Source organism: Aestuariibaculum marinum, assembly GCF_014596975.1.
Classification (GTDB): domain Bacteria; phylum Bacteroidota; class Bacteroidia; order Flavobacteriales; family Flavobacteriaceae; genus Aestuariibaculum; species Aestuariibaculum marinum.
Genome location: NZ_JACVXD010000005.1, coordinates 88260 through 113680, shown reverse-complemented (window position 1 = coordinate 113680; position 25421 = coordinate 88260). Strand labels below are relative to the sequence as shown.

At 34.1% G+C, this 25421-nt stretch carries 18 protein-coding genes; 4 read left to right on the top strand and 14 right to left on the bottom strand.

The window, feature by feature from the left end:
- Positions 1-224 precede the first annotated feature (224 nt).
- From ICJ85_RS10500 to ICJ85_RS10485, 4 genes are all read left to right on the top strand, one after another.
- Positions 225-893 carry a uracil-DNA glycosylase family protein gene (locus ICJ85_RS10500; protein WP_188223745.1) on the top strand — a complete coding sequence of 223 codons (669 nt, stop codon included), beginning with the start codon at positions 225-227 and terminating at the stop codon, positions 891-893.
- 358 nt (positions 894-1251) lie between these two features.
- Positions 1252-3861 (top strand): Z1 domain-containing protein, encoded by a 2610-nt coding sequence (locus ICJ85_RS10495; protein WP_188223744.1) that lies wholly within the window; start codon positions 1252-1254, stop codon positions 3859-3861.
- The gene (locus ICJ85_RS10490; protein WP_188223743.1) at positions 3862-4797 is read left to right on the top strand and encodes a PD-(D/E)XK motif protein; all 936 of its coding nucleotides are present in this window, start codon (positions 3862-3864) and stop codon (positions 4795-4797) included. It begins immediately after the preceding gene.
- On the top strand, positions 4794-5279 hold the full coding sequence (locus ICJ85_RS10485; protein WP_188223742.1) for a DNA binding protein: 486 nt from the start codon (positions 4794-4796) through the stop codon (positions 5277-5279). The genes ICJ85_RS10490 and ICJ85_RS10485 overlap by 4 nt, the downstream gene beginning before the upstream one ends.
- A 137-nt stretch (positions 5280-5416) precedes the next feature.
- Here ICJ85_RS10485 and ICJ85_RS10480 read toward each other — a convergent pair whose 3' ends face one another.
- From ICJ85_RS10480 to ICJ85_RS10415, 14 genes are all read right to left on the bottom strand, one after another.
- Positions 5417-6136, bottom strand: a complete 720-nt coding sequence (locus ICJ85_RS10480) for a hypothetical protein (RefSeq protein ID WP_194420843.1) — start codon at positions 6134-6136, stop codon at positions 5417-5419.
- Positions 6114-7388 carry a DNA cytosine methyltransferase gene (locus ICJ85_RS10475; RefSeq protein WP_188223741.1) on the bottom strand — a complete coding sequence of 425 codons (1275 nt, stop codon included), beginning with the start codon at positions 7386-7388 and terminating at the stop codon, positions 6114-6116. The genes ICJ85_RS10480 and ICJ85_RS10475 overlap by 23 nt, the downstream gene beginning before the upstream one ends.
- On the bottom strand, positions 7381-7575 hold the full coding sequence (locus ICJ85_RS10470) for a helix-turn-helix transcriptional regulator (protein WP_188223740.1): 195 nt from the start codon (positions 7573-7575) through the stop codon (positions 7381-7383). Before ICJ85_RS10470 ends, ICJ85_RS10475 begins: the two co-directional genes overlap by 8 nt.
- A gap of 210 nt (positions 7576-7785) precedes the next feature.
- Positions 7786-8208 (bottom strand): very short patch repair endonuclease, encoded by a 423-nt coding sequence (locus ICJ85_RS10465; RefSeq protein WP_188223739.1) that lies wholly within the window; start codon positions 8206-8208, stop codon positions 7786-7788.
- Between the two features lie 86 nt (positions 8209-8294).
- Positions 8295-10637 carry a PIN domain-containing protein gene (locus ICJ85_RS10460; protein ID WP_188223738.1) on the bottom strand — a complete coding sequence of 781 codons (2343 nt, stop codon included), beginning with the start codon at positions 10635-10637 and terminating at the stop codon, positions 8295-8297.
- A gap of 2 nt (positions 10638-10639) precedes the next feature.
- Positions 10640-15328 carry a sacsin N-terminal ATP-binding-like domain-containing protein gene (locus ICJ85_RS10455; RefSeq protein ID WP_188223737.1) on the bottom strand — a complete coding sequence of 1563 codons (4689 nt, stop codon included), beginning with the start codon at positions 15326-15328 and terminating at the stop codon, positions 10640-10642.
- 32 nt (positions 15329-15360) lie between these two features.
- The gene (locus ICJ85_RS10450) at positions 15361-15627 is read right to left on the bottom strand and encodes a hypothetical protein (RefSeq protein ID WP_188223736.1); all 267 of its coding nucleotides are present in this window, start codon (positions 15625-15627) and stop codon (positions 15361-15363) included.
- 220 nt (positions 15628-15847) lie between these two features.
- Positions 15848-19291, bottom strand: coding sequence for a DEAD/DEAH box helicase family protein (locus ICJ85_RS10445; protein ID WP_188223735.1), 3444 nt, complete (start codon positions 19289-19291; stop codon positions 15848-15850).
- A gap of 839 nt (positions 19292-20130) precedes the next feature.
- A complete protein-coding gene (locus tag ICJ85_RS10440; protein ID WP_188223734.1) occupies positions 20131-20514 on the bottom strand; it encodes a hypothetical protein in 384 nt (127 codons plus the stop codon).
- 23 nt (positions 20515-20537) lie between these two features.
- Positions 20538-20870 (bottom strand): hypothetical protein, encoded by a 333-nt coding sequence (locus ICJ85_RS10435; protein ID WP_188223733.1) that lies wholly within the window; start codon positions 20868-20870, stop codon positions 20538-20540.
- 5 nt (positions 20871-20875) lie between these two features.
- Positions 20876-21502 carry a hypothetical protein gene (locus ICJ85_RS10430; protein WP_188223732.1) on the bottom strand — a complete coding sequence of 209 codons (627 nt, stop codon included), beginning with the start codon at positions 21500-21502 and terminating at the stop codon, positions 20876-20878.
- 94 nt (positions 21503-21596) lie between these two features.
- The gene (locus ICJ85_RS10425) at positions 21597-22898 is read right to left on the bottom strand and encodes a hypothetical protein (protein WP_188223731.1); all 1302 of its coding nucleotides are present in this window, start codon (positions 22896-22898) and stop codon (positions 21597-21599) included.
- 102 nt (positions 22899-23000) lie between these two features.
- Positions 23001-24098: a PD-(D/E)XK nuclease family protein gene (locus tag ICJ85_RS10420; RefSeq protein ID WP_188223730.1), complete on the bottom strand. Its 1098-nt coding sequence runs from the start codon at positions 24096-24098 to the stop codon at positions 23001-23003.
- A 167-nt stretch (positions 24099-24265) separates the two neighbouring features.
- Positions 24266-25420, bottom strand: a complete 1155-nt coding sequence (locus ICJ85_RS10415) for a restriction endonuclease subunit S (protein WP_188223729.1) — start codon at positions 25418-25420, stop codon at positions 24266-24268.
- Position 25421: the final 1 nt, after the last annotated feature.

Sequence of the window (25421 nt, the reverse complement as noted above, 5' to 3'; positions counted from 1 at the left end):
AAACCTGCCCGCAATAACGTGCATAAAACATAGCTAATAAGCGCCAAACCATAAATTTTGCGCTTATCTGCGAAGCCCGACAAATTTTTAAATTTGGGCTTTGAGATTGATAATTTAAAAACAAAATATAAAAATTCGGCTCTGTGTTAATCCGAAAAGTTGGCGACTTATTACACGACACAAAACCGTTATAATATATTTCCCCAAAAATCACCCAACTGATTATGGAAGAATTTGCTGAATTAATACCAAAAGAAATATATAATTTATCTGGTTCTGTGTTTTACTCCGGAAGAAAAGCTTTTACAGGGAAAAAAGACTTATATATTATCGGACTCAATCCAGGAGGTTCTGAAATTTTAAAAAGAGAAAACACTATAATTCGACATACTCAAAAGACCCTTAAACTTGAACGAGACGAATGGTCAGAGTATAAAGATGAAATATGGCAAGGTGAAGCTGGAAAACATGGGTTACAACCAAGAGTCTTACACTTATTAGAAAAAGTAAATTTATCACCATATGAAGTTCCTGCAAGTAATATATGTTTTGTTAGGTCAACAGTAGAAAAAAAAATTGAGGATAAAATAAACTACTACAATAATATTTGTTGGGATTTTCATCACAACGTAATTAAGAAATTAGAGATAAAAGTAATTCTATGCTTCGGAAATACTTCTGGAAAATTTGTTTGCGATAAATTGATTGCAAATGAATTGGTAGAGCAATATGAAGAAGAAAATAACAGAAAATGGAAATCAAAAGTGTTTAAAAACAGTGGAGGTATTTATGTTATAGTTGCTACTCATCCGAGTAGAGCGGACTGGACTAATCCAAAATCTGACCCATCAAAATTAGTGGTCAAATATATAAATAAAACTAAATCCAATTAAGAAAGGTCTTACTTCAACGACTATAATTCATCATAGTTTTGCTACTTTTCGGATGCGATGCAAGGAATCTTAAGGATTTTCAGAACAGTTCTATTCCTGGGAAGCTTACAATGTAACAGCTTGAGATAAATAAACAACTATAGATACCTATATCAAAAACACACAGACCTAACTAACAACCAATTAAAACAAAAAAAATAACACTGATTTTAAATTGTAAGGAATTTGCATACGTAATGATTAGCTTTTTTCTTAAAACATTATAAGAGAAAAACAGCAATTTTATCGATTATACTGGAAGAAACCAGGGATTCCTTTTTATATTAGTGGCACATAATAACCAATGTAAACCCTGACCATGACCGATACCCTGGTAAAAATTTTTAATACAAAAGTAAGATCTGAACTTGAAGCTTACGGAACAGACTTAACTGAAGCAGATATTGAAGACTTTATTAATGAACTACCTGAAAACATAAGAGTTGCAAAAGAGCAATTCAACCTTGATACTGAATTAAAAGAAGGACTCCTAAATCACGCCAAAAAACAATTTGGATTTACAAATGGCTCACATGTTTATATTAAAGGCATGGGGATCTATAATGACAGTGAAGAAATTGAGCTTGATAAAGAGAACTGGCATTATTATCAAAGACACAAGCATTATTTACTGGACCATGTTTTTACAGATAATGCCGATATTGTAGGAATGCTGGATGAAGAAACAGATGAAATTATTAAGAAATTTCCAAAACCAGACAAGCATGACTCGTTCAGTAAAAAAGGACTTGTAATTGGTAATGTGCAATCTGGTAAAACAGCAAATTTCACCCATTTAATATCCAAAGCAGCTTCCATAGGCTATAAATTTGTTATTGTATTAGCCGGGATGACCGACACCCTAAGAATGCAAACTCAGTTCAGAATTGATAAAGAGCTAATAGGAAATAATACGTTAGGCCTGGAAGGGGTAAAACTTATTAAATGGCTGCCCGGAGAAGAAAAATTCCACAGTTTAACAGGTTTACCTGATAAAAAAATAAAAAAGGATAACGGTGACTTTTATATTCCTGTTAATAATTTTACAGATCATTTTGAAAAAACAAATGATGTTACCATTGCCATTGTAAAAAAACTGGCAAGAAATAACAGCGATAATTTTGGTTCTATTATCGGTAACTTAATTAACTGGATAGAATCAAGATATGTTAAAGACCCGGATAAAATGCCTCCTGTTCTTATTATTGATGATGAGGCAGATCAGGCAAGTATAGACAGTTCTGATGAAGAAGGCGATCCTACCGTAATTAACCACGCCATAAGACGTCTGATTCATCTTTTTCCAAAGTCCGTTTATGTGGGGTATACCGCAACTCCATTTGCCAATGTTTTTATAAACCCTGCAAATGACTATCAGGGCTTACCAGACCTTTATCCTAAAGACTTTATTTATGCATTACCTGAGCCTGAAGAATACTTTGGCAGCAGTCGTTTCTTTGGGATAAAAAACAAAGACAATGAACTTGCTTTGATAGAACAGGTTGATGATTCTGAAAGGTGCATTATAAATGATGAAGATCAGGATATTACAACCAGCTTAACAGAAGCCATAGATACATTTATATACACGGCCATCGTCAGAAAACACAGAGGTAATGACAAGTACTGCGGTATGATGATACATACTGATCACAGAAATAACTACCATAATACTGTTTACTCCAAAGTCAGAGAATACATTTACAGTCTGGCCTGTGATAAAACAACTTTTGAAGGTTTTAATACCTTTAAAACACAAACCCAAAGTATAGGAAGATTACAAGGGCTTGTGAGTGAGTTCCCTGACTATGATTACGACACATTTAAAAATGAATACAATACTATTCTTGATTACTTAAAGCGACTTAAAGGCAGCAAAACCAGTAATATTAAAGTTATAAACAGCAGAGAAGACAAACTTGATTACCTTAATGAGGAATTAAAATATTTAATCTGTATCGGAGGAAATATTATGTCGAGAGGTGTTACCATTGAGGGACTTACCGTAACCTACTATCTGAGAGATACTTTAAAATATGACACCCTACTGCAAATGGGAAGATGGTTCGGATATCGAAAAGGTTATGAGGATCTGCTAAGAATTTATACCACAGAACGTATTGCGGATCATTTTGAATTTGTCATGGCTGTGGAGGATGACCTAAGAAATGAAGTCAGAAGATATATTGAAGAAGGCTTAACTCCATTAGATTTTGCACCGAAGGTGAGAGCACATATGCGCATGCATCCTACTGCGAAAATGGGTAATTCATCTTTAACCAAATCTTATTCTCAACAAACCGTACAAACCATATATTTTGACAGGGCTCTTAATGTTTTGAAACATAATTATGAATCCAGCAAACAGCTCATTGAAAAGTATCAGAAAACCTTTGAAAAAACAGAAGCCTTCGATTATAAGTTTCTTGCGAAAAAAGCCAATATTGACGATTTACTGGAATTCATAAAAAACTACGGCTATTCCCGTCATAACTCATTTGATCTAGAAGGCATTACAAATTATATTGAGCAACGGGTTAATTTCGGAGAAATACAAAATTTTGATATTCTTGTTTCCGGGATCAAACAGCTCAAAGAAAACACGGAAACCACACAAATTGCAGAACTGACCGTAAACCCCGTTAAACGTAATTTAAGAAGAAGTAAAGGCAGGGAGTATATCGCTGAAAACATTGTTAATGTTGGTGTTATTTCAGACACGGCAGATATTAAGATGGCTGAAGATAATGACACTTTAACCCTGATATTATATTTTATAGACCGAAAACATTCGGATGCCTTTAATGCCTCGGATGAAAACTATAATGCTGAAGCTTTAGACTTTAATCCTATAGGTTTTACCATTGCATTCCCAAAAACCACTATTGCCAATGGTGAAATTGATTACTATCAACAAATATTTAATTAAATGCTAAAAAACTATTTAGACCGATTAAAGCATACTTCTTTAAAAGATGAAAAAATAGAAGCTTTAGAAGTAGATGTAACAGGACAAACCACCTATTTATATTATGACCATTCAGGGAAATTACACCTGATTTTCAAATCTGAAGAATCCATTACTGAAAACAGAAATGGTATTAAGGTTAGAAATACCAGTCTGGATATCGTTGGTTTTGGAAAACACTCTTTTATTGATATCGTTTGCACGCTCGAAAATTTCAAAATTGAATTTATCAAAATCATGGATGAAATAATTGAGCATTTTAAACAGCACAATGATTTGGTTAAAGCTATAAAAATCACCATTAACAAATGGTATTACTTTTTTGACAAAGACAATGACACCGAATTAAGTGAAGCCCAAGTTAAAGGATTGCTTGGCGAACTCCTTTTTATTAAAAATTCATCAGAAACACATAGCTACAAGACTATTACAGATGCCTGGAAGGGCCCGGAAAGTGGTTTGAGAGATTTTAATTTTAATACATTTGATGTGGAAGTTAAAACAAGCTCTAAAGAAGTCGGGCATGTACATACCATTAACGGGCAAATTCAACTACATTCTGAAAGCATCCCCCTTTACGTTTATTCTGTAAGTTTAAAAAAGAGCGATTCAAGTAATTCCATTACACTTAAAACACTTATTGATGATATCTGCCTTGCTATTGGTGAAGATGCCTTTTTACTTAATGAATTCTATCAAAAACTTGAAAACTTAAATGTCCTGGTGACCAAAGCTCATATTTATGACCATTTCTCTTACGAATTAAGGAACACACTAACGATTAAAATAGATAACGAAAATCTGAACGAATTTTTAGTTGTTAATACTAATACCCGTATCTCTAACCTGAAGTATGATTATGACTTTAATGGTTTACCAAACACAGAAATAGAATGAGTGCCACATATGATGTTTACATAAAAAAGTTAACAACGCAGGAACTCGGATACCGAAAAGGCCGACTTATGACCGGCGGGTATTTTTATATCTCTAAAAGTGCTGTTGGTTCTTTTTTTAAAGAATTAGATAAATATGTCTTAAATGACTTTTTAAGACTGGATTTCAATGATCCTTTAGAACCTGGTAACATCATACAAGCCTCTTATGTGTATCACAATGATAAATATGCCAAAGAAAACGGCACCAGAAATGAATACCGAATTTATCATAACAGAGCGATTGCAAAACATCAGCTACATTTTCAACCTTATGAAATTGTAGTTTTTATAAAAGACGGTGATGATAATTACAGAATAGAGCATTACACACGGAATGACAAAGCATACCGTATTCTGGAAAACATTATAGAGGACAGTAAAATAAGGGGGCAGCATGCTTTATTACAACTTTCTGAATACAATACATTACTTAATGTTTAAGCTCCTGTAAAACAAAGGGCTGTAAAAACCAGGACCTATCTCAAAACATATATAAATTCTTAAACTCTTTATAAAACAAAAAATCCTTACTTATTTAAGTAAGGATTTATATTATGTAACCTGTATTATTAAAAGCATTAAACTTCCGCTTCCACACAGGAGGTCCATTGTTCTGCCATTGCTCTTGCCATACCTTCAAACGTTTTACTTCTTAAGGTTCTTCTTTCTGCCGGAGTTTTAGCTTTAGTTAAAGCATCTGAATACCATTTAGGCAGGCTTTTACCACTTTTCAATGTTACTCTCTCACCTTTACCGACGATATCGGTAGCTTCCAAAAGCGGTAAGTTTTTAAGCCATAAACATGTTGATTTTGAAGCTTCGTCACCAAACATCCAGGGATGCACGGTCTGATCAGGTTTACGGTATCTTGTACTAATAATACCTACGGGGTTTTCAATTGCAATTTTATCGATTGGCGCCTCATATAGTTTTATAAAAAACTCAACAGCCTCTTCCCTGTCCTTTGCTCTGTCTGGAAATCTTGGATGCGGTCTTCGTTTTTCAACCGGCATATCTTTATCCTCCGGGTGATAATACCATCTGGCCCCACTTACTGCCAGATATGTACAGGGCGGATGCGCAATCATCATCTCCCAATTTTGTTCCAACTGCACTACTTCACCATTCTGAAGAATACCTCCTTTATTTTCAATAACTTTGAAAACATCCATATTGAAATGCCATTCCGGATGCCCTCCACTACATTTTAAAATATCGCAACTATATGCATCATGACCTAATTTTCGTAACTCTTTTGTAATAGCCTGACTTTCTTCACACGCTACAAGTATCTTCATATTCAGCTGTTTTATTGAATTCAATATAATTAATAATTGCTTCGGCAATTTTTCTGGCCATTAAAGGAGGCACCGCATTTCCTATCATTTTAAAACAATCACCATTTGTACCACAAAAATCGTAATCATCAGGAAAAGACTGTAATAAAGCCGCTTCCTTGATTGTTATTGATCTTGCCTGTTTTACATCCGGGTGAATAAACATTAACCCGTCTTTGTACAAATGTGCCACAATTGTCGGGGATGGCTTATCCCATTCCAGGTTTCTATACTTGGCATGGTTAGAGTTCTTATTCATCAATACATTATAAAAGTTTATTCTTTCCTGCATTGATCTTGAATTCATATTATCCTTTAACCATCGACCAAAAATATTTACATCTCTTTCGTTATGGTATCTGGATTCATGAAATTTCACCTTCTCCCCCCCAGATTGTTTATGCGATATGTTTCTGCCATTTTCCTTAACGCTTTTATTCAAAGGCCTTAAAGATGGTAAATGGGCAATAGCATCTTTAACCGTTTTATGATTATCGGTTCTTTTTAGTTTATCGATACTCTTATAAACTTCTTTTAAATCAAACTCTGATTGTTTTTTTACACCAACGATTATAATTCTGTTTCTTTTCTGAGGAACTTCAAAATCTGTTGCCGTGTACAAGGCTTCTTTTAATTTTTCAGGTTTTTTAATTTCGTAACCTATTTCACTGAAGGCTTTATAAATTCTCCCGGTTACTTTTTCTCCACCAGGACAGGCGCTCAATAACCCCTGCACGTTCTCAAAAACAAACATAGCCGGTTGAAATTCTTCCACCACCTTTACAAAACTTTCAAACAGATAATTACGATAATCATCTTTCATTGAATTTTTATCCTGGGCTCTACCTGCCAGAGAATACGCCTGACAAGGCGGTCCTCCAATTACAAGATCTACTTTCTGATCCTTAATAAGACCTCTAAGGCCAGATTCGATGATCTGCTCATGATTTGTGGAACCAAAGGTGTTTACAGATTCACTTAACCAGTCTCCATTTATAAGCTCATCCGTTTTCTGAATATCAAAATGTATCACTCGCTTTTCAGCATCATCTTCGCTATGCTCCCATCTGTCCACAAGTCTTTTTCTAAGGGTTTTTACCATAGGTAATTCCCATTCCACATGGGCCAGTGCCTCAAAATGGCCTGACTGCAAAAAACCTTCGCTCAAACCACCACAGCCTGCAAATAAATCTATAAACGTATATTTACTCATTACTCAGGTTTTTAAAGCTAATTTCAAATTGAAGAAACCATGAAAACTTGGCTAAATAATCCATACTGCAATTAAACTTACCACTTTCTATTTTAGATATCGTTGTTCTACTCACCTGCATAATTTTTGATAACTGCTCCTGGTTATAACCTTTCTTTTCTCTCATTTCCCGAATGGATTTCCCCATTTTTATCCGACATGTCTGAAGATGATTCTCCAAAGTTTTATCTTCAAAATAATTTTCGACAAGAGTCATAATTCACCTATTAAGCATTTAAACAAAAATAAAAATAAAGGGGACTTAACGTGCAATATAATGAACAAGATATTAACATTTTTACTCAGAAAAATGTTAGGAATATTCGTGAAATTAATTTTGAATATAAGAGGGATAAATTTAGCTACCTGGGGTTAACCGTGCTAAAAGCGTCTCGAAGGCAACCTCCTTATTCCCGGCTTTCAATTCACATTCCCAGATTACAATAACCTGCCAACCTTCACTTTCAAGAGTTCTAGTGTTTTCAATATCCCTCTGGATCGTTGCTTCAATTTTAGACCGCCACCACTCTGTTCTCGTTTTAGGAATGACAGCATATTTACATCCCTTGTGGCCATGCCAGAAACATCCATTTATAAAAATTACCGTTTTATACTTTGGCAATACGATATCCGGTTTACCTAGAAGATTTTTAGAATGCAGACGATATAGAAATCCTTTTGAAAAAAGAAACTTCCTGACAAGGATTTCAGGCTTAGTATCCCTGCCCTTAATCTGACTCATATTGTAACTACGAGTTTCCTTATCATGTACATCTGCCATATTGCACTAAAATTTAGATACTTCCCATGGTTTACAAGATAACTTAATTCTAACACAAAGGTATATACCTTCCGTTTAAATGCTTATTATCTCCTTACCAGCTGATCAAGAAATTCCTTAAGCGTAATAGTTGTAATTTTAAGTCCTTTAGCCTTAATCTGCAAACCATTGTCTGAAGTTAATAAAATCGGATTTTCCGAACTAAATTTTAATGCCACTGATAAAATTAAATTATCGGGTGAACGCTTATTAAAATCAACAGGCAGCAATGACACATCTGCTATTTCCATCCTCAGGTCTCTTTTATCAATTTCCTGATTAATGAACTTCAGAGCTTTCTGCACCTTTGTTTTTCCAATATTATCCAGAGTGGATTTTAATTTATCTAATTCATCCAAAACTTTAGCTGATAAAATGACCGGATGGCTTTTATTTATTTTAGAAATAACCTCCGGGCAATCTACGAATACATTGGTATCTATAATATATAAGTTTTCTTTGTCTTTCCTTATTTCCTTTTTTGGTTTTTCAAATTGAGACAAATCTATCTTACCAATAACTTTTACACCAACCCCACTGGACTTATTAGGTAATTCCTGGTTTGAGTTTTTATCACCTTCTTTAAGATTTTTGTTTGTTATTTCTTCTGTTTTATCTCTTACTCCTTCTAATAAATTAGATTGGGATGGTACATAAAATGTAAATTCATCAGATAATTTTTGAAGAAATAATTTAACTCTTTCATCTAGCGTTGAACCGAAATTACTTATGTTCTTATCTGCAATAATCAAAGTATGATTTTTAGAACGGCTCGTCGCTACATTAAATAATCTTTTTTCTAAAGACCTATTATATCCTGAATTTGGAATTACAAAAATTGTAATGTCTGTAGTTAAACCCTGAACCCTGGAAACCGTTTCTATCAACAGATTTTTATGATACCCCACCGTTTGATACAATGCCTTTTGCAAAGCCTTTGTGGTATCTACAAAATAAGTTAAAACAGAAATATGGAGTTTAAGATTTGATTTTAATAAGGAGGCGACTAATTCTACTGTAATTTTTACAGCCGCTTTAGGTCCCTTCCTATTCCCTTTTTCTAAATCGGTTTTAATTAAGGTTGGCCCTCCTTCACGATTAAAATACTTTCTTATAGGGTCTGGTAATGCTTCAGTTAAAGCTTGTGGTTTATTTTCTGAACGTGATATTAAACTATTGTTATAAAATAGTCCAGTGTAATTTGCTGCTCTTAAAGGCAATCTATAGGTTTCTGTAAATTGATAATTTGGAATAGCGTCATTATTTGATAACATTCGTAAACCATCGACCAATGCGCCATAAGTTTTTCTCTGTATTTTATCGGCATTTAACGATACTACCGGCGCCAATTGTTTTGTATCTCCAATCCATAAATTATTTTTACCAAGAATCCTAGCTGCTGCAAACATTGCTAAAAGTGCTTGACTTGCCTCATCTACAATAACATAATCAAACTGTGTACTTAACACGTGGCTTGACGCTTCACTACTTGTTATATAAAATGTTGATAAAATTAAATTTCCTGGTTGTGGACTCAGCTCTTTAATTTGCTGCAGATGGGGTAACTCCCTCACTTCGTCGGTTGAAAGTTTCGTTTTATAAATACGATTTTCATTTAATAATTGACTTAAAGCCGGTTTTTCTGCAACTTCTATCAAAGCTCTATTAGTTAAAGCTGTTACTAATACCGACTTATTTTGCAAACACAATGTTTTACATATTTCGGCAATTTGATACGTTTTACCTGTTCCAGGTGGACCTTGTAAAATTAAGATATTGCTTAGGGATAACTGATTTATTATAAAGTCTGATAAATTAGACTTATTATCGACTAATGCAGGAAGGGTCTCTCTATTCTGAAAATCGGCATCTAAAATTTGACAAGCGGCTTCTGAGTTTTCATATTGTACGATTTTTTGAAGATTAACAATGTATTCAAATGGAGGTTTATTAGGACCTAAGACCATTATCATACCACTTGCACCTATAAGGTTATTTGCAAAATCTAATTCTACACCACGAAAACCAGCTAAGCAAAAATCTTTATTGTCATTTACGGGAGCTTGCCAAATACAGATCAGCTCTGAAAAATTACCCTTTAATTTGATTAGGTCACCATAAGTTAAACTCCCCCAATTTCTATAGTCTCTATACTCTTTAGGCACTGTAAAACCATAAAGGTATTCTCCTTTTCTTGGTAAACCTCTTTTAGTTGAAAATTTAAGAATCATTTCACCATTCTCAAACTTTACAAATTGCGCAACAAATAGCTCTTCTTTTTCTTCTAAAAGATACTTCGCTGATGCTTCTAATTTTTGTTTAAATTTTTTTGTTTGTGCCTGAAGCTCTTCTTCGAGAAATTGTTTATGTTCTTGTCTAGAATATATCATAATTATAACAGGCTTTCATCATCACTGCTTAAATCGTCTTCTACTTTACGACTACTAAAACTATAATCTTCCAGGTCTTCCGCTACGCTATAGTTTTCAGCTACCAGACTATCGAAATTAAAATGTACACCGCTGAAATAATGCAGTAGTTCTGCAAAATTTTCTAATCTATTTTCAAAATCGAGATTCTCCGTACTAAAACTTATGGTCATCTTATCCTGCTTACGAAGTAATTCATTCAGCTTAATACATCCTAATTTTCTACCTCCAAAATGCACCCAAAACATTGAATTTGGTTTCATTAACTGAATCCATTCATTAGCGCCAACTTTAAAAGGTTCTTTATTCCATGCGTAGCTTTTTACAACTAAAGGAAATTCATTTCCATTTTTAAAAACCCCATCGACCGTTGAATAGCCATTAAGCCCCATGGTAAATTTATAGCCTTCTTGCTCCAGTCTTTCCTTTACTATTTCTTTTGCCTCATTATTTGCTTCTATTTGGTCATTTTTACTTAAGCTACCATCTACAGCAGACCCTAGCATTGCTCCAGAACCATGCTTAATAACGTCTTTTAATGTGTCGATTTCTTTTTTTAATTCTTCTGCTTCACCACTATGATTACCAAACAACTGCCATAACTCTTCGAATGAAAATTTATTTTCTTTAACAGATGCAACCAATTGAAGGACATCCTTTTTATCTGCATTTTCATTTATATAGATACTATTATTATCGACTGCATAATCTTCATCATCATAACGATAAAAAACATAGTCATCAATTTCATCCAGCCTAACAGTAACCGGCATTTGACCATTGTACAAACAAATTGAAAAATCGTTAATTACCTTCCATTCTGATGAGTTTTCCTTTAAACGATCAATATCAAATTTCTTATCAACGTTATCTTCAATCACTAAATCCCCATAGTTTGTTCTATTTTCGTTGATTGTGGTGATCATTTTATTAAACGTTTCAAACTGTTCTTCTGTTGATAGTTCAATTCCCTTTTCTTTTAACCATTCAAAGGTGTCAAATAAAACCTGTTCATCATCGTTAAAACGCGTTTCTTGGGGAATGCGACTATTTTTAAACTCCCTGGTTTCTCCCATTAAAAATTTACGCAAATCGACTAATACGGACTTTTCTGTCCAAACGCCAAAATCTTGAATAAAGCTTATTTCATGTTTATCTCCTGCTATCCAATCTGTTATAAATGCGGGTAGTTGTTCTTCTTTCCTAGCATATTTATTAGGATACACCGCATGCTTTGGCATAAACCCTAAAACCTTTTCTGTGCTCTTGTTATTTATTTTAGACCAATCTACTTCTTTAAATGATTCCTTATCCTCATTCCAGGTTTTAAATAAGTATTTTACCAGACATAATTTTTGTTCTTCATTCAATTCTTCTAATAAATAAGAACACCTAAAATTGCCTTTTTCAAAATAAGGCTCCTCCATAATTAACAAATTACTGGCATAACCTATCTTGATCGGGAAGTCGTTAAAATATTTTGTAACTGATGAATATTTAGAATGCAATATTTCTTCTTGATCTATAAAACTATTTGCTACCAAATACTTATCGCATTCAAGTGTTGTTACCTCTTCATTTGTGTTTAAAACATTTATAAGGCTAAAATCAATGTCTTCAATGTATAAACCATATAATAATACAAATGCTAACTGATGCTCATCCTGTAACACCTCGTAATTATTTGTTAAGAGTTGAAAAATATCTTGATAGTTTGTTTCTTCATCGATACCAAATAATGCTAACAATTTATCTTCTGGAAGGCCTAAATCCAGGAATTTATCTAAAAGTCCTTTAAGTATGCTACTGTTTTTATAAATATCCGGAAGTATATCTGATAATTTTAACGTTTTCCCATTAATACTTATGTCATCAGTAAACGGAGGGATATCTGATAATTTTAAGGTTATATCTCCATTTTCTATAATAACACGATCTCTAAAATTCTGGCTATTGCTATCATTATATTCTTTACATGCTAAATTCAAAATCTCATACTCATAATCTTCAATTGTATATAACTTGTTTGAATTAAATTTAATCTCTGAAAGGCTTTGTAAAAACTTAAATTTTGCTGTATACTTTAAAATTTTAACCAGATCTTCTTTGTATTCATCTACATCAACAAACTCTAAAATCAGGGTATGTAAAACATCTAATTTAGCTATGCCCTCATCATCTCGATGAGCCACAAATTCCTGAGGTAATACAAATAAATTACTTAAACAATTCTTTTCTATAAACTCCCTAACTTCTTTATCGGGAGACTGTACCTGATAGGTTTCACTCGTTTTTTCTTTTAAAGAAAACCCATTTTCAGTTGCGACAATGATAAATTCCTTAAAGAATTCCTCTTGATTATCCTTATATAGCTTGATTAGTGTTTTAATTTCAGAAGCTTCTGTTAATCTTGACACTATATCGTCCTTATTTGGCTGGTATATTTCATTAAATAAATCTTCAGGTTCAGAAATTAAAAATGGTTGTAATTCTGAAAAATACTCCTCCTTTTTGATTTTAAAATCATTTAACCATAATGGAACAGTAGCATGTTGATCAATAAGTTTGGATAAGGGTTGTATTTCATTATTCGCATCAAAAAACAAACACAGCTCTTTAAACGATTCGTTACCTACATTATCAAACTTTGTTTTTTCGTTTATCAGGTTTTTAAATAACCTTTCCTTTTCGCTTGAAGAAAGTGTATTTGATTTGCATTTTTCAGCAATACTTACATAATACATTTTATCTTCAGGTTGTGTCATTGAAGAGAATATGTTTGGATATTCTTCAATGCATATCTCAGAAACTACCATTTCGATTTTAATAAGCTCATTTTTAATTTCAGCCGTTTTCCTGTTGCTGAAAAAGTAATTTGTGAACTTAAACGAGGTTTTACCTAAATTACTCCTTTGAGTTACTACATCATTGAACGCAAAAAATTCTCCGTTTGAAAACTTAAAGAGTTTAATTTGAGAAAGTTTCTCTCCTGTTAACCGCCGTATCTGACTAGCCTCCAGCTCTTTTAAAAAAGCTTTATATGTTTCTGGAGCAGCAGATTTTATCCAATTGTTTACAGACTCTAAATTTGCCTGCTCAATAATATCTCTAATATCCCAACTCTTGAGTCCCAGTTTTTCTGAATTTAACGCTTCATTAATTAACATCTGGTCTTCCTGGTTTTCCCATTCAAACCATTCAAAATGACTTAAGCCAAAATCTGCTAAATTCAACACAATATTTAGTTTGTTGATTATAACATAATCCGGGTTTTTGCAATACCCGTTTTTTGTTGGAATATTTTGTTTAATATACGCCAGTAAGTTTTTATAAAAGTACTCGTTTTGCCAACCATTTCCAGAGCTACCAGATGGTGTATCGGACATTAAAATACTAAGAAAAAGATTTTTAAAACTTTCTCTGTTGTTCACTTTAAAAACATCCATCTTAGTTTCTAATTCTTTTGACAGTAACGTTAGCAGGTTTTTATTGACCGGTGTTTCAGTTAGATTTTGGCGATTACTCGATAATTCAAATAAATTACTGTGAATAACAAATGATAAATTATTAACCTCTTTTACCGCTGGAAAATATTTATAAATATTAGGATGTTTTTTTATTTCGCTTGCTGTGATGGTATTATGACCATAACAAATTTTAAATTTCGCATCGGAATCTTGATCACGAACTTCTGTTAAACCAATGCTTTTAAATTCTTCCGACCCATTTGGAATTACTACATCAATCCACTTTGCTGCATTTTGATCTTTACTGATCATTGTATCATTTACCGTTAAGGTTTTTAGAGATTTAAGAAAATGCATTGAAGTGGACAATCCATTTAAATATTCCTGCTTTTGCCTTTCGAGATAATCAAATTTTCCTTCCCCCAATTTTAAAAAAAAGATTGTACCACTATCCAGATTATCTACATCAATTTTATCATAACATGATAGCAAAAACGCTTGAAAATCCTGAAGCTCGTCTATTGAAAATGGCTCTATATCCTGATATGAAATGTCTTTGACATTTTCTTCAGGCTGCGCCGGAAAATTGGTTATTAATATTTTAAGTAACCAAGGGGCCGAGGTATCCTCAAAATTAACATAGTCGAATTCCTTAGTTGATAAGAAGTTTTCAAATTGCTGTCTTTCAGACCAAGAAAATAATAGAGGCCCTCTATATCCTTCATTATCCTTATTCAGTAATTCATCTAAGCCAGAAGATTTACCAACAAGTCGATGCACCAATTTAAAACCTATACCATATCTACCAATCTTATCAGGATCCTCCTTACCGTAACTTTGACCAATATTTAAAATTGATTTAATACCCTCTTTTGAAAAAACATCACCATTATTGATAACCGCTAAATAGTTTTCATCATAAAACATATTAAAAAGGGTTGAATTACTATCGGCTGCGTTTTGAACAAATTCATAGATAGCCTGACCATCTTCAGCCATCTCCACTTCCTTTCTTAAAAAATCGTAGACCTTAGTTTTATCTCCATGATACATGGTGAAAAAACCTGATAGTTCATTGTGTTGTGCTCCTATAAAATTTTCATCCCAATATTGATTTGCATTTCTTCTTGCTGGTGTTAAATTTTTATACCAATTTCTAAATGATTTTGCACTTTTTATTTTCATAATGGTGGTTAGGTTTATTTGGCTTTTTTGCGTTAGATTAGGACTTCATACGCCCAGGTTCTATGACTAAACAGATAAGGTTTTCCTCCTTCTTTACTGGTGAGTTTTGCTTTAATTTTGAATTTTGTTCCTACCGGGTACCTCTGACTTAAAACTTTTGAACAAGACACATGCATATCTTCCGTAAACGGTTCTTGACCTGCAATAGGTTTTATGTGTATTTTTCCGTGAAGACCTGAAAGTTTATCTGGGATATAACTCTCAACTATAATTTCTGAATATTTTTCACTATTACTCATTTATAAAACCCATCTATAATTTTAGTTAATTACAATTCAATTTGACTTTAAATATATTGGTTTTATATTAAACATCATAAGGGTTTTCCTCAAAAAGACAGTAAAAATCTGCAAAACACTATAAGATATAAACTACATGGTTTTTATTGAGATTTGAAGTTATTACTTATTGATATTCCACTATTAAATAGCTTCCTATTTCATCTTTATCAAAAGAGTTTCAGGAAGCATTTACGTTGTTGTTGATTTGATCTATAATGGAAATGATCTTAACGACATTTTCGGTGTTTGGAAAAATTCCCAGAATGCCTTTTTCATTGTGCTCATTAAAAGGTGGTTTTGTTAGCAGGGTTTTATCGAGAATACCATTCTTATTTAAATAGCTGATAATTTTATTAATGAATGTTATCTGATTCGCATTCAGATTCCCTGACTGGATGAACTCGCTAAATAAGGTGTTTGCTGTTTCTATATCCAGACCTACTATCTTCCTTATAAACCGGGTTAATGGTTCCTGACCGTATTCTTTTTCAAATTCTTCTCTGGTACCGATACCTTCATTAAACAGGAATTCTTCCAGCTTTTTTACCTCAGCCATTGTTACCGGTATGTTTTTATAGAGCTTATTGATAACCAGATGATTTCGGTTCTTATTAATAATTGCCTCAACCCTTTCTTTATAAGATTTCATTCCTGTATAGGACGGCATGATATCGACTTCCTGAACGCCATCCAGATTTAAAACGTCTTCGAAGTTTGTATATACCGTTTCCTGGTTTTCCTTATCTAAGTATTTTACTAAACCACGGATATCCTCTCTCAATTCGTCCAGCCTTGTATGAGTTATACTTTGCCAAAACTCTTCTTTAAGTATATTTTGTATAAGGTCTTTCTTTCTGGCGACCTCGGGAATGTTACGCTTTTTGTTGAGGTTCCTAGCTATATCATAAATTTTATGCACATAAGACTCCTGTGCTTTTGCCCCCAGTAATATTGCGAGTTGTAAGTTTAAAACTAATAAATCGAAGCGTTTCGCCTTTTCATCTTCATCATCCTTGATAGAAATTACCGGTGCAATTTCATTTATTAAGTTTTTAACATCACTTTTATTTAAATCATTCCAACGGTTTCGATTTTTGAAATCTTTGACCATGCGCCATACTTTACGTACCTGGTAACGACTTTCATCAAGATGGGCTACCTGCTGATGTAAGGTATTTGTGAATTCAAGCATGGTTTGCTCTTCATCATCTGTAGCATCTTCTTTATCTCTTACCGCCATGATATACTCTAAACGGGTTTCGAATATTTTGACTGAAACAGATTTTCCTGTTACGGTTGTGTAGCCTTCCGGATTATCACCAAAAAATTCGAAGTTCTCACAAAAGTCAAAAATCAGGAAACATTCTTTATCCTCTCCCGGCCCGAATAAATCTGGTCTTAAACGTGTACCACGACCAATCATTTGCCAGTATTTAGAATAGGATTTTACTTCCTTAAAAAACACTAAATTAACCACACGAGGTGCATCAACTCCTGTATCCATCATATCTACGGATACTGCAATCTGAGGCTCAAGTTCTTCTTTGTCATCACAGAATTTCTCTAACAAATCCTGTGCTTTATCTGCATAGTTATCTATTACTGACAAAAATGTACCACCATACTCCGGATAGTTTTTATTAAAACGTTTCTCGATAAACTTAGCATGCTTATGATTTTTAGCAAAAATTATAGTCTTACCTAATTTATCTCCTCCGGATACTTTTATGCCGTTTGTCATAAGAAAGTCCAGCACTTTATCAACGGTGTCTTTGTTAAATAACCACTGATTAATTTTGCTTTTATCAATTCTATCGACACGTACTTCTCCAGTTGTCGGATCTCCAAACAGTTCTTCGAATCTGGCTTTATCCTCATCAGACAATTCAGCATAAGTTATTCCTTCTCCTGGGAATTTAATCGGCACTTTAATGGCCTTTGGTGGTTTTAAGTAGTTATCTGCTACTGCCTGATTTAATTCGTATGAAAATGTTGGATGATCGTCTTCAATTTTAAATAAAGAATATGTATTGCGATCGATATCCTTTTTAGGTGTTGCCGTTAACCCAATGACCAGGGCATCAAAGTATTCGAAAATAGAACGGTATTTTTGATACACCGAACGGTGTGCTTCATCAATAATAATGACATCGAAATGCCCAACACCGTAAAACCTTCCATTTTCATTTTTAAGTCCGTCGATACGGTTCATGATGGTTGGGTAGGTTGAAAATACCAGACGTGTGCCGTTATCTTCAGACTCCTTTGTTAAATCTATTGCCGATAAATCTGGCAAGTGTTGTTTAAAGGCATTTTTAGCCTGTGTTACCAAGGCATTTCTATCGGCAAGAAACAAAATACGTTTTGCCCAGTTGCATTTGGTAAACATATCGACAATAGCTGCCGAGGTTCTTGTTTTACCACTACCCGTGGCCATAACGAGTAAGGCATTTCGGTTTCTCCCTCGTAATTCGCCATTTAAATCCGTTACCAATGTTTCGGACACCCTTTGCACCGCTTCGAGCTGATATGGACGCCCCGCTATATTTTTATTTACCGCAAACTGACGAATATCCATTCTGGACTTTCGGCGGTCTATTATTAATTGTAATTCATCCTGAGTATAAAACCCATGCACAGGACGTGGCGGATAAAATTTATCATCCCAAATACTGGTTTCAAAACCATTAGAATAAAAAATTATGGGGCGCTGCCCATATTTTGCCTCCAAGCAATTGGCATATAAGAACGCCTGATGCTGTCCTTTCTCTGCAGAATGTAACGTTCTTTTGGCTTCTACCACAGCCAAAGGCAAACCATTTTTACCCCAAAGCACATAATCTACATAGCCTTTTCCTGTAGGATTTGTGGATAATGGCATACCCTGTACTTCAAATTCAAGATCTCTACCTTTTCTAAGGTCATCCCAGCCGGCTTCTTTAAGTAATAGATCGATAAGTAATTTGCGAGTTGCTGCTTCAGAGGTTAGCTCTGGAATGGCCTTTTCATGAACTATTTCTTCTTCCCGTTTCGCCTTACGCTGCTTAACAGCTTCCTGCTTTTTATCCTCCTGAAGTTTTAACAGGCTATTGGCTTCCCACTGCTCTTCACGCTTTTTAAAATCGTCACGTACTTTATCCAGCTCGTCCTGAATTTCCTGAGCCTGCTGTTTTAACTGACTGATGGTTTTATTTGCCTGCTGACCATCTGGAATACAGGTTTCCGTAAAAGGTGGGATTTCCGGATTCGACTCACTATAATACACACTGACAAACGACAAAAAGCGGAACAGGTTTTTTATGGACTGTAACGCTTCATACTGATTTACTCTTTTGCCGTGGGCTGCATTGTTCCCGTTTAACCTAATGACATCCAACTCTCTAAACATCGATTGTCTGAGATTGTTTTTAAAACTTTCGTTATGCAATAAAGCGCCTAATTTTGTGTCGTAAGGCAGCTCTAAATCCGGATCATTTTCGTACAACCATAATACTGCCAACTCCATAGCACTACGCGATAGCAATGCTGAAAACCGGGGTTCTGTGAACACATATTTTTCTGCTGTGGTTGCTTCGTTACAGAGCTTAGGAAATTCTGATTGTAGAAAACTGAAGTTAGTCATTTAGGTTGTATGGGTTTACTTTCAAAAATAGCAAAACGCATTGTATTATCTCACTTTTTATTAAAAATTCGATGAGGATACAACAATACTCTACAAAGTAAACCAGAATGTATGCAATGGAATTGCAGGGGAATGTTTTTTAGGTCTTTGCCTGATCCTTTTCATTTCCAATAAAACAGACAGCTTATGCTTCGACAAGCTCAGCATGACAATGTTATCGTAATTTATGAGATATCCAAAATACTCTACGACATAGATTTTAATTTTCTCAATAAAGGATTGACCAATTGAAACAAAAAAGAAAATCAAAGAAAGAACAAGAAAGAGAAAAAGGAATTTTTATTTTTTTGAACATGGGGCTCTACGCTACTGGTTTAAAAACCAGGTCGTCAACGTATATAACCGTTCGTGTTGTTTATAGTTTTAACTAAAAACTTCACCTAATGCTATTAAACCTTTAACAATCAATGTTAAGGCCGTTAGCACGCTCAGCATGTTCTTTAAGAAAATCATATCAAAAAATATTAAAATTAATACTAACCTGAAATTACCAAATTAAAATACTGTATTTAAACATTTTAGATTAAATACAAAATAAAGCTACGAATGCTCTCTGGTGACAGAATATATTTCAGGAAGATAAGGAAAACAGTATACATACACGCAAGAAAAGCCAAGACGAACAAAACACTTATTCATATTTACAAACAGTATTTAAACAACAAATACGAAAGACAGGTTTAGCACAACATGGCATATCTGAGATACTAATTAGATACCGAAATAAATTCGGTATGACAGCATCCTTTTTGGTAAACTTAGTATATGACTCTTTAAAATTAGTCTAGAATTACCTTTTCTATTTTTTCTTTAATTTCTTTCACTATATGATCAATTAGCTTAGCATACCACATAGCCATTTCAAAATCTCCTATTTTGTCTTTTGTAAATTTCTTATCGGTATAGATACTGATGGTTTTATTGAACTCCTGATAATAGAACCTGGCGTCTTTAAATTTTAAACGGGGTTTAAAATAAGTTGCCAAAGCTTCAAAGGCTATTGTATCGTAATTTTCGAAATTCACGTATAACTCCACAGCTTTTTCTATGCGTATACCTTTGTATGGCACATCAAACAATTCCAGTTTATTGTCGCTTAACTTTAATTCTGACTCAGGGTAAGTTAATGCCAATTGCTCCTGTAATAGTTCTAAATACATCATTTCTTATTTATAAAGGTTAGGAATTACTCTTTTAAGTGATACTGAAACTTAAAATAAGTTTCTATACTAAATACTCTTTTATCATTTTCTATTTTTTCATGGACATCTTCTAAATTATTAAGTACACGCTTTCTCATTTCCTTATTTGAAATGCTTAGGTACTCATCCAAATACTTAATATAGTCGGGATCTTCTTTACTTAAATTAAATTTTAACCGAACGGCTTCAAACTCACGAACCATTTTATTTTCTTTTTTCTGTCCAGATTTTCCCTTTCTGGGAGAGTCTTTAGGTTTTAAAGGACTCCAGCTTTTACCTCCAATGAATTTTGAACTTTTAGATCCTCTCTGACTCATAACTATTATCGTTTTCTGATATAAATTACCTTACCTAAACCACCTCGGCGTTGTATCTCTCCATATACGCCAGTTGCACCGTCATTTGATCGCTTAGAAGCCGATCTTCCCGGTATAGGTTTGCCGGGACTTTTCATTCTTCGAAGGCCTTTTTGACGTGATAAAAACATTTCTCTTAATGCTTCAAATTGTACTTCTGACAAAGTATCCTCTTCTGATTCTATTTTAAAAACTTCGTTTTTTGCCAAACATCTGTTTATCGAACCAAAAGATAGTTCTAATTGTTTACAAATCCTGTATGCCGGCAAACCCTTCAGATTCCTCAGAGATTTCGGAGAACCATAAGATTGCGGCTTTGATTGTTGTACCTTTTTTGCTTTGGTTTGAGTTGCTAGTGTAGGACCATTTTGCTTAGACTTTGATTTCCCTTTCGCATTTTTAAATCGTTGTAATTCTCTTGGGGTTGACAGCTCAAACTTAACCAGGAACAACTCTATTAAGGTTACAGCCTGTTTATACACTTTAGCATCTGGATAGGTTTCTGCTAACTGCTGTTTAAGCACAGTTAAATCGTCTTCTGAGAAGGTATCCTGTTTGAAAAACTGTACGATTTCGGGGAAATGTCTAAGCATAGTTATATTGTATTCAAGGATTTACAAATAGCCAAAGATCCCTTTTAAGTGACCTCTGGCTTTATACAATGGTATCTTAAATTATAAAGACCAGTTAATTAACTGAAACCAAAACAACAGATTCAAACTCGCTTTTCACCTCTTCAATGAGACGCATCAACGGTTCTAAATTATTCTTATCGGTATCCAGGGTCTGCAACTCTGAATAAGGAATTGTGAAACTTATTTCGTAACCCAGTGATATATCGAACTGTGACCTGTTAGAGCCCATGATCTTACTATCCCATTCGCATTTTGTTTTCCAGTTGTATTCCTCAGCAAAAACACTATCCAACAGCTTTTCAATGTCCTGCCAGTATTCTCTTTTTTTACGTCCTGTATGCTTTAGAAAATTTTCTCTTGTATGTAATGGTGTTTTAAAATCGGATGCAGATGCCCAAAGCCCTGTGATGTAGCGTTGCCCTGAAAATTTAATGTGATAATTTTTAGTTAATGGTCTGAATTTACCATTTACGAAAACCTCATTTTTAAATTTAGCTTCGCCATTCTGAGCAAATACGGGCCATCCCTGTGCTTTTGTGTTTCCCGGAAATACTCTAAACACAATTTCCTGAGGGTTATTATTTAAACCTATTAACAGCTCTTCTCCCCAACCAAAGCTATGCTTTAATCCTAAGCGGTTACTTATACTCTGGTTACCGGAGTTTTCCACAGCATCTTTAAAACGCTTTACAATGCTTTTTTCGTTTTCCCCGAAGGCCAAAGCACTCAATGCCAATTGTGGTAACCACTGGTAATTGTGCATTTTTATATACGCGATGAAATTATCAAGTGTTCTGGACGGCTTAGCAATGGCTTCCTGATAGTTATTTACCCTTACTGCCAATTGCATTAACAATGGCCAGTTTAAATCGACCGGAGTTACATTATCTTCAATGGTATACCCGTCTATACCTTTAATTGCATTTAAGGCCTGGTTGTACAACTGTGCGGTGCTGTTATGATTTCCTGGCTTTACTTCGAAAATAACAGCCGTATTATCTATCTGGATAAACAGGTCTGTTATGGGATTATAATCGCGATTATGGGTTTGTGTAAAGAAATCGTCTCCCATAGTGTCGCCGCTTATACGCACTGCAAAGAGGTGGTCGAAATCCTGAATACTTTCCACTCTCTTTTGAATATCAATAACAACAGGGTTATCTGTGTTATAACAATCGAACAGGTTTTCGTATACTCCAGCTTTATGAGTTAAAATATGTTTAAGTATACTATGTGAAAACACATCGTTTTCCTGTAATGTGATGGCTAATGCTCTGGTTAAATCGTCTTCCAACTGAAAACCTTCTCTCTCTTTTTTACTGTAAGACCTGAATAAATTTAAATGTGCGTTCATACTGGCTAGTTAGTTTGTTCTGGGTTTATATTTTATTTCTTATATGTATTCTTCTTTTGTTAAATTGTATTTCATTGAGCAAGAATGGACTGAAGCATTTATTTATATGCTACCAGCTGCATTTATTTCTACCGGCTTTACCACTTCGATTCCGTCGTCGCCTTTGTAGTAAATGTTTATATCGGTATCTACTTCCTGATTGAATAATTTTATTTTCTTTTTAGAGCTATCTGAATAGCGGAAAATATTTTTCCGTTCGTCGTCCGGACTTTTCACATTATAATGCCCTCTGTTTTTCTCATTCACTATTGACAACAAAACATGGGCATTTCTTGTTGCGTTATGCAGTTCAATTCCCGAAATGTTTAAAACATACTCAGAAAACTTATTTCTAATAAAATCAATGGAATATGCTTCATCAGGATTCAGTGTTTTAGAAAAATCATTTAAAAGATCGATAACCGGTTTTCCGTAATTCTTTTTTTCCAGTTTTTCCTTTCGCTCTTCTATATAACTTTTGAAGTTTGTTTTTATAAACGACAGGAATGATTTAATCAGGTAGGATGATTGATTATTAATCGGATCTATTAAGCCATCCTGTTCTTTATTGAAAATTTTAATCAGTTTATTAAACACTGAATTTTCATGGTTGTCCCAGTACAAATGATATTTTTTATCGTATTCCAGTTTTTGAAATGAATACCCAGATGCATCAGAAGGGAAAGGCGTCAGGTAAATGATATAAATTTCAGGACTGGAATTGCTCCCGGCATAATAATTTTCCAGCCCTTTAAGCTCATCTTCCAACTGTGAATCGTTCCTGTTAATGGAAGCGTCTGTTATTTTATTCTCAAGACATATCGAATACAGTATTTCATTCGTACTGTTTTCAATTATTTCGATAATGATATCGATATCTCTACGTTTCCTTTTTCCTTTTTTCTCCAGATTAACAGTCAGTTCAGGAATTATATTTACGGAATATCCTGAATATTTAGACAAATCTGTAATTTTATTACTGTACTGAATTTTAGGCAAAAATTCACTGTTCATTTCTACCAGATCATTCAATACTTCCTGAAGCAGTAAGCCGGAAATACCGTGATCTTCATTAGGGTCCAGTAAATAGGCTAAAAAAGAACTTACATTGGGTTCGTTAATGGAACCATCGTTTGAGGATAAAATTCTGAAAATGTTCATAGTTAATACTGGGGTCTATTTTGAGGCTTTATTTTTATTATTAATGAGATGCTGAAACCAGTTCAGCATGACAAGCGGGTTACAACTCTCCTTTAAAAGCTTTTTGCAAGAGGTGTCTCGATACATTTTAGAGCCCATGCGCTCTAAAAGACTCGACATGACGGGCACTACAACTCCCCCTTAAAGGCTTTTTGCAAGAGGCAATTGAACAAATCTTCGGTTTGCTGCAATTCCTGTTTTGCCAGCTCTTTTTGCTGCTCGATTAATTCTATTTTTTCTGCAAACTGGTTTTGGAGTTCGATTGGGGGATATAGAATCTCTAAGCTTTTTATCATAGACAGATTTAGATTTTTTTGTCTCACCCCTCTCTGCAACCTCCTATAATAAGCCTTTCCTATCTGAATTATATAATAAACATATACCGTATTAACCTTTGATTCATTCAATTTACTAAAAGCAATAGCTTGATTACAAGTTAGCGGAGCAACATTGATTGTTGACTTCAAAGCTGCTGTATCATACATTCCTAGAAGCAAACTTCCTCTCTCTATAATTTTTGCTGCTGAACCAGCTACCGCTTCTTGCGTAATATGCTCTCTACTATCAGATATATACATTCTCTCTAGTTCACCTGATGATAACCAAGGGATTTTACCTTGATAATAAGAACTATTTTTCCTTGAAGGTGTCCCTCCACTTTGCCAATTACCTAATTGACCTAATTTAACCTTTGTCAAATTTCTTGGATTGGTAACTGGATCCCCAAACATGTCTAAAAATATGGATTGCGCGAGTTTATCGTACTCTTCCAGGAGTTGCTTTGTTTTATCGCGTAAGGCCGCGGCATCGTCTAAAATTTGTGCGATGCGTTTCTGGGTTGCCAGGTCTGGGAGGGGGATTTTGATATCTTTAACATATTTTTGACTAATATGAGGTTGTCCTCCACCATAAGCATCATCCATTACTTTGGGTCTAATAGACTTCAAATAGTAATATAAATATTTAGGATAATGATTCTCTGAAGGCAAAATCCCAGTAACAGACTGATTTGCACTAGCTTCAAAAGTCAAATACCCAACAACACCTGTTGTAGCTCCTGTAAGCGCTATTAATACTGAATCTTTTGGTAACAGTTTTGCTGCACTTTTATTCAAGCCCAATTCTGTAATGTAATTCCTTGTGCTTTTTATAATATCCTGATTAAGCTCTCCTGAATTTAACCAAGGTATTTCCCCTCCTTCCCAGTACTCTTTTATTCTAGTTGATGGGGTACCACCTGTTATAACTTGGGTAAAATCAGAAATCTTAGTAAATTTTTGCATT

Excerpts from the sequence above, each read along its gene's own strand:
- ICJ85_RS10490 (WP_188223743.1), top strand. The coding sequence starts at position 3,862 with ATGCTAAAAAACTATTTAGACCGATTAAAGCATACTTCTTTAAAAGAT.
- ICJ85_RS10440 (WP_188223734.1), bottom strand. The coding sequence starts at position 20,514 with ATGATGTATTTAGAACTATTACAGGAGCAATTGGCATTAACTTACCCT.
- ICJ85_RS10485 (WP_188223742.1), top strand. The coding sequence starts at position 4,794 with ATGAGTGCCACATATGATGTTTACATAAAAAAGTTAACAACGCAGGAA.
- ICJ85_RS10445 (WP_188223735.1), bottom strand. The coding sequence starts at position 19,291 with ATGACTAACTTCAGTTTTCTACAATCAGAATTTCCTAAGCTCTGTAAC.
- ICJ85_RS10450 (WP_188223736.1), bottom strand. The coding sequence starts at position 15,627 with ATGAGTAATAGTGAAAAATATTCAGAAATTATAGTTGAGAGTTATATC.
- ICJ85_RS10480 (WP_194420843.1), bottom strand. The coding sequence starts at position 6,136 with ATGAAGATACTTGTAGCGTGTGAAGAAAGTCAGGCTATTACAAAAGAG.
- ICJ85_RS10460 (WP_188223738.1), bottom strand. The coding sequence starts at position 10,637 with ATGATATATTCTAGACAAGAACATAAACAATTTCTCGAAGAAGAGCTT.
- ICJ85_RS10455 (WP_188223737.1), bottom strand. The coding sequence starts at position 15,328 with ATGAAAATAAAAAGTGCAAAATCATTTAGAAATTGGTATAAAAATTTA.
- ICJ85_RS10500 (WP_188223745.1), top strand. The coding sequence starts at position 225 with ATGGAAGAATTTGCTGAATTAATACCAAAAGAAATATATAATTTATCT.
- ICJ85_RS10430 (WP_188223732.1), bottom strand. The coding sequence starts at position 21,502 with ATGCTTAGACATTTCCCCGAAATCGTACAGTTTTTCAAACAGGATACC.
- ICJ85_RS10470 (WP_188223740.1), bottom strand. The coding sequence starts at position 7,575 with ATGGGGAAATCCATTCGGGAAATGAGAGAAAAGAAAGGTTATAACCAG.
- ICJ85_RS10435 (WP_188223733.1), bottom strand. The coding sequence starts at position 20,870 with ATGAGTCAGAGAGGATCTAAAAGTTCAAAATTCATTGGAGGTAAAAGC.
- ICJ85_RS10415 (WP_188223729.1), bottom strand. The coding sequence starts at position 25,420 with ATGCAAAAATTTACTAAGATTTCTGATTTTACCCAAGTTATAACAGGT.
- ICJ85_RS10420 (WP_188223730.1), bottom strand. The coding sequence starts at position 24,098 with ATGAACATTTTCAGAATTTTATCCTCAAACGATGGTTCCATTAACGAA.
- ICJ85_RS10425 (WP_188223731.1), bottom strand. The coding sequence starts at position 22,898 with ATGAACGCACATTTAAATTTATTCAGGTCTTACAGTAAAAAAGAGAGA.
- ICJ85_RS10495 (WP_188223744.1), top strand. The coding sequence starts at position 1,252 with ATGACCGATACCCTGGTAAAAATTTTTAATACAAAAGTAAGATCTGAA.
- ICJ85_RS10465 (WP_188223739.1), bottom strand. The coding sequence starts at position 8,208 with ATGGCAGATGTACATGATAAGGAAACTCGTAGTTACAATATGAGTCAG.
- ICJ85_RS10475 (WP_188223741.1), bottom strand. The coding sequence starts at position 7,388 with ATGAGTAAATATACGTTTATAGATTTATTTGCAGGCTGTGGTGGTTTG.